The 16,068-nt window shown below is 75.0% G+C and carries 13 protein-coding genes; 1 reads left to right on the top strand and 12 read right to left on the bottom strand.

Going from position 1 to position 16,068, the window contains the following annotated elements; translation table 11 throughout:
- Nucleotides 1-20 precede the first annotated feature (20 nt).
- From topA to ACYU8I_RS00365, 5 genes are all read right to left on the bottom strand, one after another.
- On the bottom strand, nt 21-2,756 hold the full coding sequence (topA, locus tag ACYU8I_RS00345) for a type I DNA topoisomerase (RefSeq protein WP_460836297.1): 2,736 nt from the start codon (nt 2,754-2,756) through the stop codon (nt 21-23).
- Between the two features lie 170 nt (nt 2,757-2,926).
- Entirely contained in the window at nt 2,927-3,529 is a 603-nt protein-coding gene (locus tag ACYU8I_RS00350; RefSeq protein WP_460836298.1) for a GNAT family N-acetyltransferase, read from the bottom strand.
- 469 nt (nt 3,530-3,998) lie between these two features.
- On the bottom strand, nt 3,999-5,477 hold the full coding sequence (locus tag ACYU8I_RS00355; protein ID WP_460836299.1) for a DUF7059 domain-containing protein: 1,479 nt from the start codon (nt 5,475-5,477) through the stop codon (nt 3,999-4,001).
- An 86-nt stretch (nt 5,478-5,563) separates the two neighbouring features.
- Entirely contained in the window at nt 5,564-7,852 is a 2,289-nt protein-coding gene (locus ACYU8I_RS00360) for a sodium-translocating pyrophosphatase (RefSeq protein WP_460836300.1), read from the bottom strand.
- A 125-nt stretch (nt 7,853-7,977) separates the two neighbouring features.
- Nucleotides 7,978-8,313, bottom strand: coding sequence for an STAS domain-containing protein (locus ACYU8I_RS00365; protein ID WP_460836303.1), 336 nt, complete (start codon nt 8,311-8,313; stop codon nt 7,978-7,980).
- A gap of 123 nt (nt 8,314-8,436) precedes the next feature.
- Between ACYU8I_RS00365 and ACYU8I_RS00370 the strand changes: the two genes are divergently transcribed.
- Complete coding sequence (locus tag ACYU8I_RS00370) at nt 8,437-10,851, top strand: DEAD/DEAH box helicase (RefSeq protein WP_460836306.1); 2,415 nt, start codon at nt 8,437-8,439, stop codon at nt 10,849-10,851.
- Between the two features lie 124 nt (nt 10,852-10,975).
- On the opposite strand, the gene ACYU8I_RS00375 is transcribed toward ACYU8I_RS00370, so the two are convergent.
- The 7 genes from ACYU8I_RS00375 to ssd all read right to left on the bottom strand — a co-directional run bounded on the left by ACYU8I_RS00375 (nt 10,976) and on the right by ssd (nt 15,950).
- A complete protein-coding gene (locus ACYU8I_RS00375; protein ID WP_460836308.1) occupies nt 10,976-11,344 on the bottom strand; it encodes an Rv3654c family TadE-like protein in 369 nt (122 codons plus the stop codon).
- Complete coding sequence (locus tag ACYU8I_RS00380) at nt 11,341-11,709, bottom strand: TadE family type IV pilus minor pilin (RefSeq protein ID WP_460836309.1); 369 nt, start codon at nt 11,707-11,709, stop codon at nt 11,341-11,343. Before ACYU8I_RS00380 ends, ACYU8I_RS00375 begins: the two co-directional genes overlap by 4 nt.
- Nucleotides 11,710-11,789: 80 nt before the next feature.
- Nucleotides 11,790-12,011, bottom strand: a complete 222-nt coding sequence (locus tag ACYU8I_RS00385; protein WP_460836310.1) for a DUF4244 domain-containing protein — start codon at nt 12,009-12,011, stop codon at nt 11,790-11,792.
- A gap of 149 nt (nt 12,012-12,160) precedes the next feature.
- Nucleotides 12,161-12,877 carry a type II secretion system F family protein gene (locus ACYU8I_RS00390; protein WP_460836313.1) on the bottom strand — a complete coding sequence of 239 codons (717 nt, stop codon included), beginning with the start codon at nt 12,875-12,877 and terminating at the stop codon, nt 12,161-12,163.
- Nucleotides 12,874-13,662, bottom strand: coding sequence for a type II secretion system F family protein (locus tag ACYU8I_RS00395; RefSeq protein WP_460836314.1), 789 nt, complete (start codon nt 13,660-13,662; stop codon nt 12,874-12,876). The genes ACYU8I_RS00390 and ACYU8I_RS00395 overlap by 4 nt, the downstream gene beginning before the upstream one ends.
- The gene (locus ACYU8I_RS00400) at nt 13,659-14,852 is read right to left on the bottom strand and encodes a TadA family conjugal transfer-associated ATPase (RefSeq protein ID WP_460836592.1); all 1,194 of its coding nucleotides are present in this window, start codon (nt 14,850-14,852) and stop codon (nt 13,659-13,661) included. The genes ACYU8I_RS00395 and ACYU8I_RS00400 overlap by 4 nt, the downstream gene beginning before the upstream one ends.
- A 12-nt stretch (nt 14,853-14,864) precedes the next feature.
- Nucleotides 14,865-15,950 carry a septum site-determining protein Ssd gene (gene ssd / locus ACYU8I_RS00405; RefSeq protein WP_460836316.1) on the bottom strand — a complete coding sequence of 362 codons (1,086 nt, stop codon included), beginning with the start codon at nt 15,948-15,950 and terminating at the stop codon, nt 14,865-14,867.
- Between the last annotated feature and the right edge of the window lie 118 nt (nt 15,951-16,068).

Here is a 16,068-nt window from a genome sequence, read left to right on the forward strand (position 1 = left end):
CCAGGCAGCGACCGGCGGGCTCAGGACTTCTTGCTCGCCGACTTCCTCGCGTTGCTCTTCTTCGCCGTCGACTTCTTCGCGGTGCTCTTCTTCGCGGTGCTCTTCTTGGCCGTCGACTTCTTGGCCGCCTTCTTCGCGCCCTTCTTGGCCGGGCCCTTGGCGCGGCGCTCGGCGAGCAGCTCGGCCGCACGCTCGGCGGTCAGGTCGGCGACGGTGTCGTCCTTGCGCAGCGTGGCGTTGTACTCGCCGTCGGTGACGTACTCACCGAACCGTCCGGCCTTGACGACCATCGGCGCGCCCGAGACCGGGTCGGGGCCCAGCTCCTTGAGCGGTGGCGCCGCGGCGGCGCGGCCACGCTGCTTGGGCTGGGCGTAGATCGCGAGCGCCTCGTCGAGGGTGATGTCGAAGAGCTGCTGCTCGGTCTGCAGCGAGCGCGAGTCGGTGCCCTTCTTCAGGTACGGCCCGTAGCGGCCGTTCTGGGCGGTGATCTCGACGCCCTCGGCGTCGGTGCCGACCACGCGGGGCAGCGACAGCAGCATCACGGCCGTCTGCAGGTCCATCGTGTCGAGCGACATGTCCTTAAACAGCGACGACGTGCGCGGCTTGGCCTTCTTGGGCGCGTCGTCGGGCAGCAGCTCGGTGACGTAGGGGCCGTAACGGCCGTTCTTGGCCACCACCTGCAGCCCGGTCTCGGGGTGCTCGCCGAGGCGGACCTCCTCGCCGGCGGGGTTGGCGAGCAGCTCGCGTGCCCTGGCCGCCGTGAGCTCGTCGGGCGGCAGGTCGTCGGGCACGTTGGCGCGGCGCGCGAAGGCGGTGCCGTCGTCGTCGGGGCCCTCGACGTAGGGGCCGTAGCGGCCGACCCGCAGGTGGATCTCGTCCTCGGCGCCCTTGACCGGGAAGGTCGCCAGCTCCTTGGCGTCGATGTCACCCAGCTCGTTGACCAGGCGCTGCAGGCCCTCGGTGCCCGGGGTGACGGCGTCGGGCTCGGAGGTGCCGAAGTAGAAGGCGGCGAGCTCGGTGACACGATCCTTGCGACCGCCGGCGATGTCGTCGAGCACGTCCTCCATCGAGGCGGTGAACTCGTAGCTGATCAGGTTGGCGAAGTGGTCCTCGAGCAGCCGCACGACGCTGAAGGCCAGCCACGACGGTACCAGCGCGGTGCCCTTCTTGTAGACGTAGCCGCGGCCCAGGATGGTGCCGATGATCGAGGCGTACGTCGACGGCCGCCCGATCTCGCGCTCCTCGAGCTCCTTGACGAGCGTGGCCTCGGTGTAGCGGGCCGGCGGCTTGGTGGAGTGGCCCTCGGCCGCGAGCCGCGCGGCGCTGACGCCGTCGCCCTGCTCGAGGGAGGGCAGGCGGGTCTCCTTGTCGTCGCTGGCGCTCTCGTCGTCGCGACCCTCGACGTAGGCCTTGAGGAAGCCGTGGAAGGTGATGGTGCGCCCGCTGGCGGCGAACACGACGTCGAGACCGTCGTCACTGCGGCCACCGAGGCGCACGCTGACCGACTCGCCCTGCGCGTCGCGCATCTGCGAGGCGATGGTGCGCATCCAGACCAGCTCGTAGAGCCGGAACTCGTCGCCGGTCAGCCCCGTCTGCGCCGGCGTCGCGAACCGGTCACCGGCCGGTCGGATCGCCTCGTGGGCCTCCTGGGCGTTCTTGACCTTCGAGGTGTAGAGGCGCGGCGCCTCCGGGACGTACTCCCCGCCGTACAGCTCGCGCGCCTGCGCCCGCGCCGCCGAGATCGCCGTCTCCGACAGCGTCGTGGAGTCGGTGCGCATGTAGGTGATGTGGCCGTTCTCGTAGAGCCGCTGGGCCACCGACATGGTGCGGGAGGCACCGAAGCCGAGCTTGCGGCTGGCCTCCTGCTGCAGCGTGGTCGTGCGGAACGGCGCGTAGGGCTTGCGGGTGTAGGGACGCGCCTCGACCGAGCGCACCTCGAAGGTGGTGTCGCGCAGCGCGCCGACGAGCTCCTCGGCGCGGGTCTTGTCGAGGTGGACGCGCTCGCCGCGCAGGCCCTGCTTGAGCTCGCCGTCGTCGGCGAAGTCGCTGCCGCGCGCCACCCGCACGTCGTCGAGGGAGTGCAGCCGCGCCGGGAACATGCGCTGCTCGTGCTTCTGGCCCGCGTCGAAGGTGCCCTCGAGGTCCCAGTACGACGCCGCGCGGAACGCGATGCGCTCGCGCTCCTTGTCGACCACGAGCCGGGTGGCGACCGACTGCACGCGGCCGGCCGACAGGCCCGACATCACCTTGCGCCACAGCACCGGGCTGACCTCGTAGCCGTAGAGGCGGTCGAGGATCCGACGGGCCTCCTGCGCCTCGACGAGGTCCATGTCGATGTCGCGGGAGCCGTCGACGGCGGCGTTGATCGCCTGCGGCGTGATCTCGTGGAAGACCATCCGCTTGACCGGCACCTTGGGCTTCAGCTCGTCGAACAGGTGCCAGGCGATCGCCTCGCCCTCGCGGTCGTCGTCGGTGGCGAGGAAGAGCTCGTCGGCGTCCTTGAGCAGGCCCTTGAGCTTGGTCATGTGCTGCTTCTTGTCGCGGCTGACGACGTAGTGCGGCTCGAAGTCGTGGTCGACGTCGACGCCGAGGCGCGCCCAGGGCTCGCTCTTGAGCTTGGCCGGGATGTCGGCCGCGCTCTGCGGGAGGTCGCGGATGTGACCGAGCGAGGACTCGACGACGTAGTCCTTGCCGAGGAAGCCGCCGATCTTGCGGGCCTTCGTCGGGGACTCGACGATCACGAGCTTGTGTGCCACGAGGGTGTGCCTGGTCCTATCGCTGCGTCATGTCGGGGTCAGGTTGCGGATGCGGCGTCACCGTAACGCCTGGCGTCAACCGGCAGGCGACGTCCCGGCGGCGGCGCCACACCGTCGTACCCCGTCGACCGCGGCTCGCCCCCTCCGGGGGCCCGCCGGCGAGACCCACCTCACGCCGCTGGTCCAGCCCGGTCGGCCCATGACCACTCGGTGGCGAGCGCCGACATCAGCACCTCGTCGTGCCGCTCGTCGTCGAAGCGGAAGGCCTCGCGCCGGCGCCCCTCCACCCGGAAGCCCGCCGCGAGGTACGCCGCCCCGGCCCGCGGGTTGGAGGAGTAGTAGCCGAGCTCGACGCGGTGCAGCCCGAGCATCCCGAACGCGTACTGCAGCACGAGCCGCGTCGCCTCCATGCCGAGCCCCCGGCCGCGACCGTCGGGTCCGAGCAGGATCCGGAAGTTGGCGCACTCGTCGTCGGGTCGCCACTCGTTGAGCACGACCTCGCCCGCGAAGCGGCCCTCGCGGTCCTCGACCACCAGGTCGAGCCGGTCGTCCATCTGGTTGCGGGAGGCGTACCAGTCGCGCACCACGTCGTCGAGCGGCTCGGCGGCGATCCGCTCGGCCTCCTCGGTCGAGTGGGCCGAGCCGGTCAGCCGGACCGCCTCCACGTCGAGGCACGCGTGCATCCGCTCCGCGTCGCCCTCGCCGAAGGGCCGCAGCCGCACCCGCTCGCCGACGATCGTCGGCTTGACCAGCCAGTCCTCCGGGGTCGTCATGCCCCCATGTTCCCCGCCCGGTCCTGGGCGCCCCTTCGTGGCTCGGGCCTCAGGGAGCGCAACGTCGCGCCCCGCTGGTTGAGCCTGTCGAGACCATGCCGCCCCTTCGCGGCTCGGGGAGCGGATCGTCGCCCCCCGCTGGTCGAGCCTGTCGAGACCACGCCGCCCCTTCGCGGCTCGGGCCTGGCGGCCCTCGCACCTCAGGGAGCGGAACCTCGCACCCCGCTGGTCGAGCCTGTCGAGACCACGCCGCCCCTTCGCGGCTCGGGCCTGGCGGCCCTCGCACCTCAGGGAACGGAACGCCGCGCCCCGCTGGTCCAGCCTGTCGAGACCACGCCGCCCTTCGCGGCTCGGGCCTGGCGGCCCTCGCACCTCAGGGATCGGCACTCGCTCCGCTCCCTGAGGTGCGAGCGGAGCGGGGTCTCCCGCTCCCTGAGGTGCGAGCGGAGCGAGCCACGAAGGGGCGGGCTCAGGCCTCCAGCGCCAGGAAGCCCTCGGTCACGAGCTCGCGCACGGCCGGGAGGTAGGCCGCCCGCAGGTCGGCGGGGTCGCGGTCGAGCAGCTGGGCGAGGGCGTCGAGCACCTGGCCGACGGTGAGCTCGCCGTCGAGGGCGCCGACCAGCGCCGCCTCGACCGTGTCGGCCTGGCGGGCGCGCCGCAGCAGCCGCTGCTGGCGCAGCACGATCTCCTCGGGGTCCTCCGCACCCGGGGCGCCGTACGTCTCCTGCCGCACGTCGACCCGGGTCGCCGGCCGCGACGCGAGCAGCGCCGCGTCGTCGAGGTCGCGCAGCGCGGCGGTGCGGTCGAGCAGGCCGACGAGGTCGGGTGCGATGGGCTGCTCCACGTCGTACGGCCACTCCTCGAGCCGGTGCGCGCCGGCGCCGCCGCGGCGCAGCGTGATCCAGCCGAAGCCGACCGCCTCGGCCCCCTGCTCGACGAGCCAGGAGAGCCAGGTGTCGTAGCGGCGGTGGTAGTCCTCGACTGCAGTGCGGCCGGTCGCCGGGTGCTGGCCGGCGTCCTTCAGCCACAGCTCGACGTACGTCGGCAGGTCGACGAGCTCGCGCTGCACCACGAAAGCGTCGCAGGTGGGGTCGAGCCAGCCGGCGAGCCGCTCGTCCCACGGGGTGTCGTGCCGCACCACCCAGTTGGCCAGCACCTGCCCGGTGCCGCCCTCGGCGAGCACGCCCGGCACGCCCCGCACGATGTGCTCGACCACCTGGTCGCCCGGGAGGCCGGAGTCGCGGTAGACCAGCCGCTCCCCCGTGGCCGGCGAGATGACGAAGGGCGGGTTGGTGGTGACGAGGTCGAAGCCGCCGTCGGCGACCGGCTCGAAGAAGCTGCCGGAGCGGGCCTCGACCTCGACCCCGTTGAGCGCGGCGTTGAGGCCGGTCAGCCACAGCGCCCGCTCGTTGACGTCGGTGGCCACGACGTGGTCGGCGTGGGCGGCGAGGTGCAGCGCCTGCACGCCGCAGCCGGTGCCGAGGTCGAGCGCGCGGCCCACCGGCTCGCGGGTGGTGAGCTGGGCCAGCGAGGTGGCAGCCGAGGAGATGCCCAGCACGTGGTCGGGCCCGACGTGGGTCGCCTGGCCGTCCAGGCCCGGGGTGAGGTCGCTGAGCACCCACAGGTCGCGGTCGTCGGCGGCGTACGGCCGGCAGTCGAGGCGGGCGCGCACCTCGGAGACCGACTGCTCGAGCACGCCTGCGACGCACAACCGGTCGACCAGGCCGGGCAGCGCCTGCTCCACGGCGTACGACGACACGGGCGCCTGCAGCAGGAACAGCCGCGTCAGCGTCTCCAGCGGGGAGCCGCCCGACGTCGCGCGCAGCCCCGGCAGCGTCTCGTTGCGGCCGAGCGCGGTGTGGGCCTCGGAGCCCAGCACCCCGGAGACCCGGTCGTAGGTGAACTCGACGGACGTCAGCCGCTCCCGCAGCTCGGTGACCCACTCCACGCGCGCCACGCTAGTCGTGGGGTCGACGTACGACGACGGGCGCCGCCCCCGTGTGGGGAGCGACGCCCGTCGTGGGTCGTGCGGTGCTACACCGAGGCGGGTGCCTCGTCGGAGATCACCGACGTGCGGCGCTTGGAGATGACGACCGCGACCACGATGCCGGCGAGCGCGAGGAACGCGATGGCGAGGCGCAGCGGGGTGTTGGCGTCGTCACCGAGGCTGAGCGAGACCACCGCGCCGGCGATGAGCAGGGCGACGAGGTTCATCACCTTGATGAGCGGGTTGATGGCCGGGCCGGCGGTGTCCTTGAAGGGGTCGCCGACGGTGTCGCCGATGACGGTGGCGGCGTGGGCCTCCGAGCCCTTGCCGCCGTGGTAGCCGTCCTCGACGAGCTTCTTGGCGTTGTCCCACGCGCCGCCGGCGTTGGCCAGGAAGACCGCCATCAGCGTGCCCGCGCCGATCGCACCGGCGAGGAAGCCCGCCAGGGCGGTGACGCCGAGGCCGAAGCCCACGGCGATCGGGGCCAGCACCGCGAGCACGCCCGGGGTGACCAGCTCGCGCAGCGAGTCGCGGGTGACGATGTCGACCACGCGGCCGTACTCGGGACGACCGGTGCCCTCCATGATCCCGGGGATGTCGCGGAACTGGCGGCGCACCTCCATCACCACGGCGCCCGCGGCCCGGCCGACGGCGTTGATCGCCAGGCCGGAGAAGAGGAACACCACCGCCGCGCCGAGCAGCACGCCGACGAGGACCGCCGGGTTGAAGACCTCGAAGTTCAGGAACTCCTGCGAGCCGGACTCGACGTAGGCCTCGGCCACCGAGGTGGCGTAGGAGCCGAACAGCGCCGTCGCCGCGAGCACAGCCGTGGCGATCGCGATGCCCTTGGTGATGGCCTTGGTGGTGTTGCCGACGGCGTCGAGCTCGGTGAGGATCTGCGCGCCCTCCTCACTGACGTCGCCCGACATCTCGGCGATGCCCTGGGCGTTGTCGGAGACCGGTCCGAAGGTGTCCATCGCGACGATGACACCGACGGTGGTCAGCAGGCCGCAGCCGGCGAGCGCGACGGCGAACAACGACACGGTGAGGGTCGCGCCGCCCAGCAGGAAGGCGCCGAAGACGGCCGCGCCGATGACCAGGGTCGTGTAGACGGCCGACTCGAAGCCGACCGAGAGGCCGGAGAGGATGACGGTCGCGGGGCCGGTCACCGAGGTGCCGGCGACGTCCTTGGTCGGACGGAACTCGGTGCCGGTGTAGTAGCCGGTGAGCGACAGGATGCCGGCGGCCATGACGATGCCGAGCACGACCGCTACCGACGCGATGACGCGCGGGTCGCCCTCCGCGGCGGCCATGCCGTCGCCGAGGTTCTCGAACTCGGCGAAGCTGCCCGGCAGGTAGACGAACGCGGCGAGCACCGAGGCGACCGCACCGACCGCGGCCGAGATGTAGAAGGCCCGGTTGATGGTGACCAGGCCGTTCTCGCCGGCGCGGGGCTTGGTGATGTAGATGCCGAGCACGGCGGTCAGGGCGCCGATGGCCGGGACGACCAGCGGGAAGACCAGGCCGTCGTTGCCGAAGACCGCGGAGCCGAGGATGAGCGCGGCGACCAGGGTGACGGCGTACGACTCGAACAGGTCGGCGGCCATGCCGGCGCAGTCACCCACGTTGTCGCCCACGTTGTCGGCGATGGTGGCGGCGTTGCGCGGGTCGTCCTCGGGGATGTTGTTCTCGACCTTGCCGACGAGGTCGGCGCCGACGTCGGCGGCCTTGGTGAAGATGCCGCCGCCGACGCGCATGAACATGGCGAGCAGCGCGGCGCCGAAGCCGAAGCCCTCGAGCACGGTGGGGGCGGTGTCCTGGAAGAGCAGCACCACGAGGCTCGCACCCAGCAGGCCGAGGCCGACGGTGGCCATGCCGACGAAGGCGCCGGTGCGGAAGCCGACCTTCATCGCCGGGTCGCGGCCCACGGTGTTGGCCGCGGCGGCGACGCGGAGGTTGGCGCGCACGGCCAGCGCCATGCCGAGGTAGCCGATGGCGGCGGAGAAGCCCGCGCCGAGCACGAAGAACACCGAGCGACCGATGCGCACGCCGAGCGTCTCGGCCGGCAGCACCAGCAGCGCGACGAACGCGACCGCGGCGAAGATGCCGAGCGTGCGGAACTGGCGACGCAGGTAGGCGTCGGCGCCCTCCTGCACCGCGTGGGCGATGTTCTTCATGTTCTCGGTGCCCTCGGCCGCCGACATGACCTCGCGGCGGAACATCACGGCCATGCCGAGACATCCGAGCGCGATGACCAGGACGACGACGACCAGGACGAGGTTGCCGCCGGACAGCTCGACGGCTGACGCGGCGGCAAGGGGGACGGGCCCGCTCATGACTCTCCTCGGGGTGTGCCGGTGCTGACCGCGCTGACAATACGCACGAGTAGGAGGTCAGGTGTGACGCGGCTCACCCGCCACGCGGGGGAGTTGTGCCGCGGCGAGCGCGCGGCGGTGGTGGGTCAGGCGCCGAGCGCCTGCGCCTCGGTGTCGTGGATGGTGAACACCTTGGCCAGACCGGTGATCCGGAAGATCTTGAGCAGCCGGTCCTGCGAGCAGATCAGCTCCATGGAGCCGTCGTGGGCGCGGACCTTCTTCAGGCCGCCGACCAGCACGCCGAGCCCGGTGGAGTCGAGGAAGTCGACGCCCTCCATGTCGATGAGCAGGTCGTGGTGACCCTCGCCGACCAGCTCCGAGATCTTGTCGCGCAGCTTGGGAGCGGTGTAGACGTCGATCTCACCGCCGACCGCCACGATGGTGCGATCGGCGGCCTCGCGGGTCCGCAGCGTCAGGTCCACAGGTCTCACCTCCGGGCGAGGGACTGGCCCCCAGCCCTTTCGTCCGAGCTTGCAGCGGCATTCAACCACGCCGTACCCCGCGGGGGTTGCTCATACGTCGGGGCCCGCTGAGAGGATGAGTCGGTGCGTGGGAAGGACGGCACCGAGGCGGTGGAGTCCCGGGTCGAGCGGCTGCTCGGCCGGCCCTCGCGCGCCCCGGGCCTGACCCATGTCGAGGTGCTGCCGCCGCGTGACGCGCGCTGCGCCGACTGGCCGGAGTGGCTCGCGCCGGCGGTCCGGGAGGCGATGGTCGCGGCCGGCCTGGGGGCGCCGTACGTCCACCAGCGGCGCGCCGCCGACCTCGCCCACGCCGGCGAGCACGTGCTCGTCGCGACGGGCACGGCCTCGGGCAAGTCAGCCTGCTACCTGCTCCCCGCCCTGCACGCCGTCGAGACCGCCCGCGGCCCCAAGGGCCAGCGCGGCGCCGGCGTCCTCTACCTCTCCCCGACCAAGGCCCTCGCCCAGGACCAGCTCGCCGCCGTACGCCGCCTCGGCCTGCCGGTCCGCGCCGCGACCCACGACGGCGACTCGACGCCGGAGGAGCGGGCGTGGGTCCGTGACCACGCCGAGTACGTCCTGACCAACCCCGACATGCTCCACCGCTCGATGCTGCCGGGGCACTCCGGCTGGACCCGCTTCTGGGCGTCGCTGCGCTACGTCGTGATCGACGAGTGCCACCACTACCGCGGCGTCTTCGGCGCCCACGTCGCCCACGTGCTGCGGCGGCTGCGCCGGGTGGCCGCGCTCCACGGGGCCTCCCCCACCTTCGTGCTCGCCTCGGCCACGGTGGCCGAGCCGGCCGTGCTCGGCGCCTCGCTCACCGGCCTCGACGTCGTGCCCGTGACCGACGACGGCTCGCCGCGGGGACGCACTGCGCTGGCGATGTACGAGCCGCCGCCCGCCGTCGGGTCCCCCACGGCCGACGACGACGTCGATCTCGTCCCCGGCGGCTCGTCGGGTCGTCGCTCCGCGACCGCCGAGGTGGCCGACCTGCTGACCGACCTCGTGGTCGAGGGCGTCCGCACGCTGGCGTTCGTGCGCTCGCGCAAGGGCGTCGAGAGCGTGGCCTCGTCGACTCGCCGGCTGCTGGGCGAGGTCGATCCCTCGCTGCGCGAGCAGGTGGCGGCGTACCGCGGCGGCTACCTGCCCGAGGAGCGCCGCGCCCTGGAGCGGTCGCTGCGAGCGGGGCGGCTGACCGGCCTGGCGGCGACCAACGCCCTCGAGCTCGGCATCGACGTCAGCGGCCTCGACGCCGTGCTGCTCGCCGGCTACCCCGGCACCCGCGCGGCGACCTGGCAGCAGATCGGCCGCGCCGGTCGCTCGGGTGGCGACGCCCTCGCCGTGCTGGTGGCCCGTGACGACCCGCTCGACACCTACCTCGTGCACCACCCCGAGCTGCTGGTCGGTCCGCCCGTCGAGGCCAACGTCTTCGACCCCGGCAACCCCTACGTGCTGGGCCCCCACCTGTGCGCGGCCGCGGCCGAGGCGCCGCTGCGCCACGACGAGCTCGACCTGTTCGGGCCCACCGCCCGCGAGGCGGTCGACGCGCTCACCGCCGGCGGGCTGCTGCGGCGGCGTCCCCACGGGTGGTTCTGGACCGACCGCCGTCGCGCCTGCGACCTCGCCGACATCCGCTCCAGCGGCGGCTCCCCCGTGCAGCTCGTCGAGGGCCGCACCGGCCGGGTGCTCGGCACCGTCGACGGCGGCGCCGCCCACGGCTCGGCGCACGCCGGCGCGGTCTACGTGCACCAGGGCGAGACGTGGGTCGTCGACGACCTCGACCTCGAGCAGTCCGTGGCCACCCTGACGCGCGACGACCCGGGCTACTCGACCTCGGCCCGCGAGACCACCGACATCACGATCGTCAGCGAGCGCGAGCACGAGACCTGGGGTCGCGCCACGCTCTCGCTCGGCGAGGTCGAGGTGACCCACCAGGTCGTGTCCTTCCTCAAGCGGCGGGTGCCGTGGGGCGAGGTGATCGCCGAGGAGCTGCTCGACCTGCCGCCCCGCACGCTGCGCACCACCGCCGTCTGGTGGACGCTCCCGCCCGACGTGCTGGCCGGCTGCGGCGTCGACGAGCGCGACCTGCCGGGCGCCGCCCACGCCGCCGAGCACGCCTCGATCGGCCTGCTGCCCCTCTTCGCGACGTGCGACCGGTGGGACCTCGGCGGCGTCTCGACCGCGCTCCACGCCGACACCGGCATGCTCACCGTCTTCGTGCACGACGGCCACCCCGGTGGTGCCGGCTTCGCCGAGCGCGGCTTCCGCTCCGCGCCGCGCTGGCTGCGCGCCACCCGCGACGCCATCGCCGCGTGCGCCTGTGCCGCCGGCTGCCCGTCGTGCGTGCAGTCGCCCAAGTGCGGCAACCAGAACAACCCGCTCGACAAGGCGGGCGCCGTACGCCTGCTCGACCTGCTGCTCGCCGCCGCCCGCCCCGACGACCTGGTGGCTCCCGCCCCGCTCACCGCCTCGCCCGCCTCGGTCGACCGGGCCAGCTGAGGGGTCCCAGGAGTTCTCGTCGTTGCCTCCGGAGTCACTGGTCCACCAGTGACTCGGGTGCTCACCCACGACCACGGGCATGGGGAAGCACCGGACTCCGTGGGGGAGCAGCAGCGGCCGACCGTCAGCCGAGGGAGGCGACGGGGCCGGCCCTGGCGCGGGCGGGGAGGTCGTGGGGGCCGCCGGGGAGGCGACCGGTGCGGGCGGTGACGCCGACGGTGACCTCGAAGCCCGAGACCAGGCACTGGCGCAGCTCCGTGCGGTTGGCGGTGGCGACGCGGGCGGCGGCGGTGCACGGGTCGCGGCCGTCCTGGGCGGCCGTCGCCGCCGCAAGGGCGGCGAGGTCGGCGCCGGCCTGGGCGACGCGGTGGGTCAGGATCACGGAGGTCAGGCCGGCCGCGGTGAGGGCGACCACGACGAGCACGGCAGAGACGAGCAGGCCGAGGACGCTGCCCGCACCCCGCTCGTCGCGCCGAGGCACGAGCCGCGTCACCACGTCGGCTCCACGGCGGCGACGGCCTCGCTGCTGACGGTGGTGCCGAGGGCACCGAACACGCCGACCGGGCCCCGCACGGGCGCACTGACCCGCACGGTGACGAGGTCGGCCGACCGGCTGACCGAGACCGACGACCCGGTGGGGGCCACCCGGCGGCCGAGGCCCACGGCGGTCGCGTCGGAGTCGGACCGGGCCGCGGCTCGGGCGGTCTCGCGGGCGGCGTCGACGACCCGCACCTGGGTGACGCCGAGCGAGACCAGCCAGGCGAGCGCGAGGGCCAGCAGGACGACGGTCGGCAGCACGACGCCGAGCTCGGCGGTGGCGGCGCCGGCCTCGTCGCGGCGCGTGGCGGGACGGTTCACGGGGACCTCCGGGGGGACGTGCGGGCGGGAGCGGCGAGGCGCCGGGCCGGGGGTGGCGGTCCCCCGGCCCGACGGGCCGGTCACCCCGGGATCAGCGACATGATCCAGGTGAAGAACATCTCGATGAGCTTCTGCCCGAGCTCGCTGGTGATGAGCTTCCACAGCAGCGCGCCGAAGCCGACGGCGGCGCCGGTCACGGTGGCGTACTCGGCGGTGGTCGCGCCGGCCTCGTCGCGGGTGCGGTCCGTCGAGGTGGCGCGGAGCAGGTCGGGGCGGCGGCGGAGCAGGGTGGTGGGGGTCATGGCGGTGTCTCCTCGGTCGGCGGGCCGCCTGGTGCGGCACCGCTGGGGTGTGTCGGGGAGGACGGTGCTCGTCACGGGGAGCCCGTGGGGGACGTCGTCGCGGACCGGTGGACAACCCGGTCCGCGACGGGCCTGTGGACGCGAAGTGGTCACGGCCGCAGGCTCAGCGCGCCGACGATGCCCGCGACCAGCGGCACGATCCCGAGCACCACGAAGGCCGGCAGCAGGCACAGCCCGAGCGGGGCCGCGACCTTCACCTCGAGGGTGCGGGCCCGCTCCTCCACGCGCGTGCGGGCCTCGGCGCGGAGGTCCTCGGCGAGCTGCTCGACGGCGTCGGTGACCGACGACCCCGACTCGTGGGCGCGCTCAAGGGCGCGACCCAGCGGTCCGAGGGTGGGGTGCTCGGCGACCTGCGACCAGACCGCGACGGGGTCGGCGCCGAGGTCGAGGCGGTGGGCGACGGCGTCGAGCTCCTCGCGGACCGGTCCCCCGACCGCCCGCCCGACCGTGCGCATCGCCGCTCCCGGGGCGGCGCCGGCGCGCAGGCAGGCGGCGAGCAGGTCGACGGCGGTGGGCAGCTCACGCTCGAGCCGCTCGCGGCGGCGGACGACCGACCGCGGCTCGACGCGGCCCAGCACGCGGTGCACGACCACGGAGGCGACCAGCCCGGCCAGCGGCCCGGCCGGCCCGCCCACGAAGACCCACGCGGCGGCCCCGCAGCCGGCCGCCCCCAGGAGCCGTACGCCGCTCCGCTCGCCGCGGGCGGCGGGCCCGGGCGAACGCGGCGGCGTGCGGACCCGGTGGCTGCGGCCCGGTCGGGCCCACCAGACCGCCAGGGTGGCGAGCGCGGCGGCGAGCAGGCTCACGTGTCGAGCACCCCCTCGGCGATCCGCTCGAGCCACCACCAGCCGAGGCCGGTGAGGCCGAGGCCGACCACGAGGCAGGCCAGGCCCGGCACGGTGTCGAGCAGGAACCCGAACGGCTCGCCGCCGAGGGCGCCGCCCAGCGCGAGCACGCCGAACGGCATCGCGGCCAGCAGCCGCGCGGTGGCCCGGGCGGCGGCGACCTCGGTGCCGACGAGCCGGGCCGTGCGGCGCCGCTGCCGCAACGACTCGACGGTCGTCGCGAGCGCCTGGGCGAGTCCGGAGCCGCTCTCGTGGGCGACCTGCCACGCCGCCGCGACGGCCCGCAGCTCGCCGGCTCCCGGTGCGGTCGCCAGGGTGCGCATCGCGTCGGGCACGTCGGCGTCGACCTGCCCGGCGACCGCGACCCGGTCGAGCTCGGGCCAGGTGCGGGCCGCCCGCTCGAGCGCCCGCAGCGGTGGCTGCCCGGCGCGGAGGTCGGCCACCAGGCCCTCGCAGGCCACGAGCAGCCGGCCCCGTCGTGCGTCGGCCTCGCGCCGCTCGGCCCGACGACGCGCGGCGTGGGCCAGGGCGATGCCGACGGCGGCCACGACGGCGGCGAGCAAGGCCCGGTGGGCACCCGCCAGGAGGGCGGTCGCGACGACCAGCCCTCCGGCCAGCGAGCCGCCGGCCACGAGCGCGGGCACGTGGCGGGCCGGCCGCGGCACCCCGAGCCGACGCCGGCGGGGCCGGGCCAGCAGCACCGCCACCACCACGAGCGCGGCGGCCAGCGCCGCGGTCACGGTCACGAGGAGCGCCGGGCGGCCAGCAGCCGGTCGAGCAGCGGTCGGCCGGGGCCGTCGCGCAGGCCGCCGTCGGCGGTCACGACCACCGCCGGCACCACGTCGGCCTCGCGCTCGCCGGAGACCACGCCGACCTCCCGCACCCGACGGCGCCCGCCGTGATCGCGCACCAGGTGCAGCACGACGTGGAGCCCCGAGCGCAGCTGGCGGTGCACCGCCTCGCGCGGGAGCCCGGCGGCGAGCCCGAGGCCCTCGAGACGGGCGGGGGCCTCGGCGGCGCCGTTGGCGTGCAGCGTCGCGCAGCCGCCGTCGTGGCCGGTGTTGAGGGCGGCCAGGAGGTCGACCACCTCTCCTCCACGCACCTCGCCGACCACCAGCCGGTCGGGGCGCATCCGCAGCGCCTGGCGCACGAGGGTCTGCAGCGTCACCTGGCCGGCGCCCTCGAGGTTGGCCGGGCGGGCCTCCAGCCCGACGACGTGCGGGTGGTCGGGACGGAGCTCGGAGGCGTCCTCCACGAGCACGATCCGCTCGTCGGCGGGCACGAGGCTGAGCAGCGCGTTGAGGACCGTCGTCTTGCCCGTGCCGGTGCCGCCGGTGACGAGGAAGGCCAGCCGCGACGCGACCAGCTCGGCCAGCAGCGCGGCACCGGCCGGGGGCACCACCTGGGCGGCGACGAGCTCGTCGAGGGTGAAGACCCGGCGTCGTGGCACCCGCAGCGACAAGGTGGTGCCGGGCCGGGCGAGGGGGGCGAGCACCGCGTGGAACCGGGTGCCGTCGGGCAGCCGGAGGTCGACGTACGGCGCCGCGTCGTCGAGGCGGCGCCCCCCGAGCGCGGCGAGGCGCTGGGCGAGCCGGCGTACGGCCTGGTCGTCGGGGAAGGTGGTGCCGGTGCGCTCGAGGCCGCGGCCGCGGTCGAGGTAGACCTGGTCGGGGCCGTTGACCAGCACGTCGGTGACCCCGTCGAGGCGCAGCAGCGGCTCCAGGGCGCCGGCGCCGACGACGTCGCGACGCAGCGCGTCGTGCACCGCGAGCACGGTGGCGTCACCGACCGGACCGCCCCGCTCGCGCAGCGCGTCGGCGACGAGCCGCGGGGTGAGCGGGGCCGCGTCGCGCGCCAGCCGGTCGCGGACGAGGTCGACGAGCTCACGGACGTCACCGCCCCCGCCGACGTCGGCACGGGCGGGCACGGACGTCAGGTCGGCCACGGCTCAGGCCGCCCCGGCGGCGTCTGCCGCGGCGGACGCGGTGGTCGGGAGGTCGAGGGCGTCGACGACCCGCTGCGCGGCACGCGCGAGTGGTCCGCGTCGAGCCCGGGCGGGGCCGACGCCGAGGTCGACCGCCTCGTCGAGGCCGCGCTGGTCGCTCATCTCGGCCAGCAGCGGGAGCCGCAGCACCTGCGACGCGGTGGCAGCGTCGACCCCGCCCCGCCCGCGCCGCGCGACGAGGTGCAGCGCCGGGCCGTCGTCGGGCAGGCGACGCACCAGCCGGGCCGCCCCGGTCACGCCGGGCACCGTGAGCTGGGCGAGCACGAGCACGTGGTCGCACCGGGCCAGCACCTCCTCGACCACGGCGTCGGGGTGGCGCGGGAGGTCGACGACGACGAGGTCGTGGCCCCTCACCCCGGCCGAGAGCACCTCGCGCACCGCGAACGGCTGCAGCGCAGCCGCCTGGTCGGCGGGCCAGGTCAGCACAGCGAGCCCGTCGGCCCCGGGGAGCGCCTCGCGCAGGGAGCGCGAGCTCAGCCGGCCCGTGGTGCGGGCCAGGGCGTCCCACCGGACGCCGGCGCGGCGCTCGAGGCCCAGCACCCGGTCGGCCCCGGGCCCGAGCGGGTCGGCGTCGACGAGCAGCGTCGCGTGCGACGCCGACGCGACCTGCGCCAGGGCCGCGGCGAAGACGGTGGCCCCGGCACCACCGGAGCCGCCCAGCACACCGACCAGCGCGCCCGACCCGGTCGCGCCGTCGCCGGCGTCGGTCAGCAGCTCGACCAGCCAGGCCTCGGAGTCGGGCAACCCGGCCACCGACTCCACCCCGAGCCCCACGCCGTCGCGGAAGCACGTGTCGGGGACGGGTGCGTGCACCAGCAGGTGCACACCGGGTCGGCGCGGCGGCCGGCACCCGGCGAGACCCGCCGCGCAGTCGGCGCCGACCAGCACCAGCGGGGCGCGGGCCCAGCCCCGGAGGGCCGCCGCGGAGTCGTGCACCACCTCGGGCACCACGCCGGCGGCGGCCGCCAGGCGCTGCACGTCGGCGCTGAGCAGGGGGTCTCCGGTCACCACGAGAGGGGCAGCAGGCATGCCGGCGAGCCTGACCAGGGCGCGCCGCCACCGCCAGCGACGACCCGGCGCCTGTGGACGACGTACGCCGCTCGGGGCCCTGTGGACGCCCGACGTGCCCACGAACCGCCCCACAACG

This window comes from Nocardioides marmoraquaticus, from assembly GCF_054777915.1.

Excerpts from the sequence above, each read along its gene's own strand:
- ssd (WP_460836316.1), bottom strand. The coding sequence starts at position 15,950 with ATGCCTGCTGCCCCTCTCGTGGTGACCGGAGACCCCCTGCTCAGCGCC.
- ACYU8I_RS00385 (WP_460836310.1), bottom strand. The coding sequence starts at position 12,011 with ATGACCCCCACCACCCTGCTCCGCCGCCGCCCCGACCTGCTCCGCGCC.
- ACYU8I_RS00350 (WP_460836298.1), bottom strand. The coding sequence starts at position 3,529 with ATGACGACCCCGGAGGACTGGCTGGTCAAGCCGACGATCGTCGGCGAG.
- ACYU8I_RS00360 (WP_460836300.1), bottom strand. The coding sequence starts at position 7,852 with ATGAGCGGGCCCGTCCCCCTTGCCGCCGCGTCAGCCGTCGAGCTGTCC.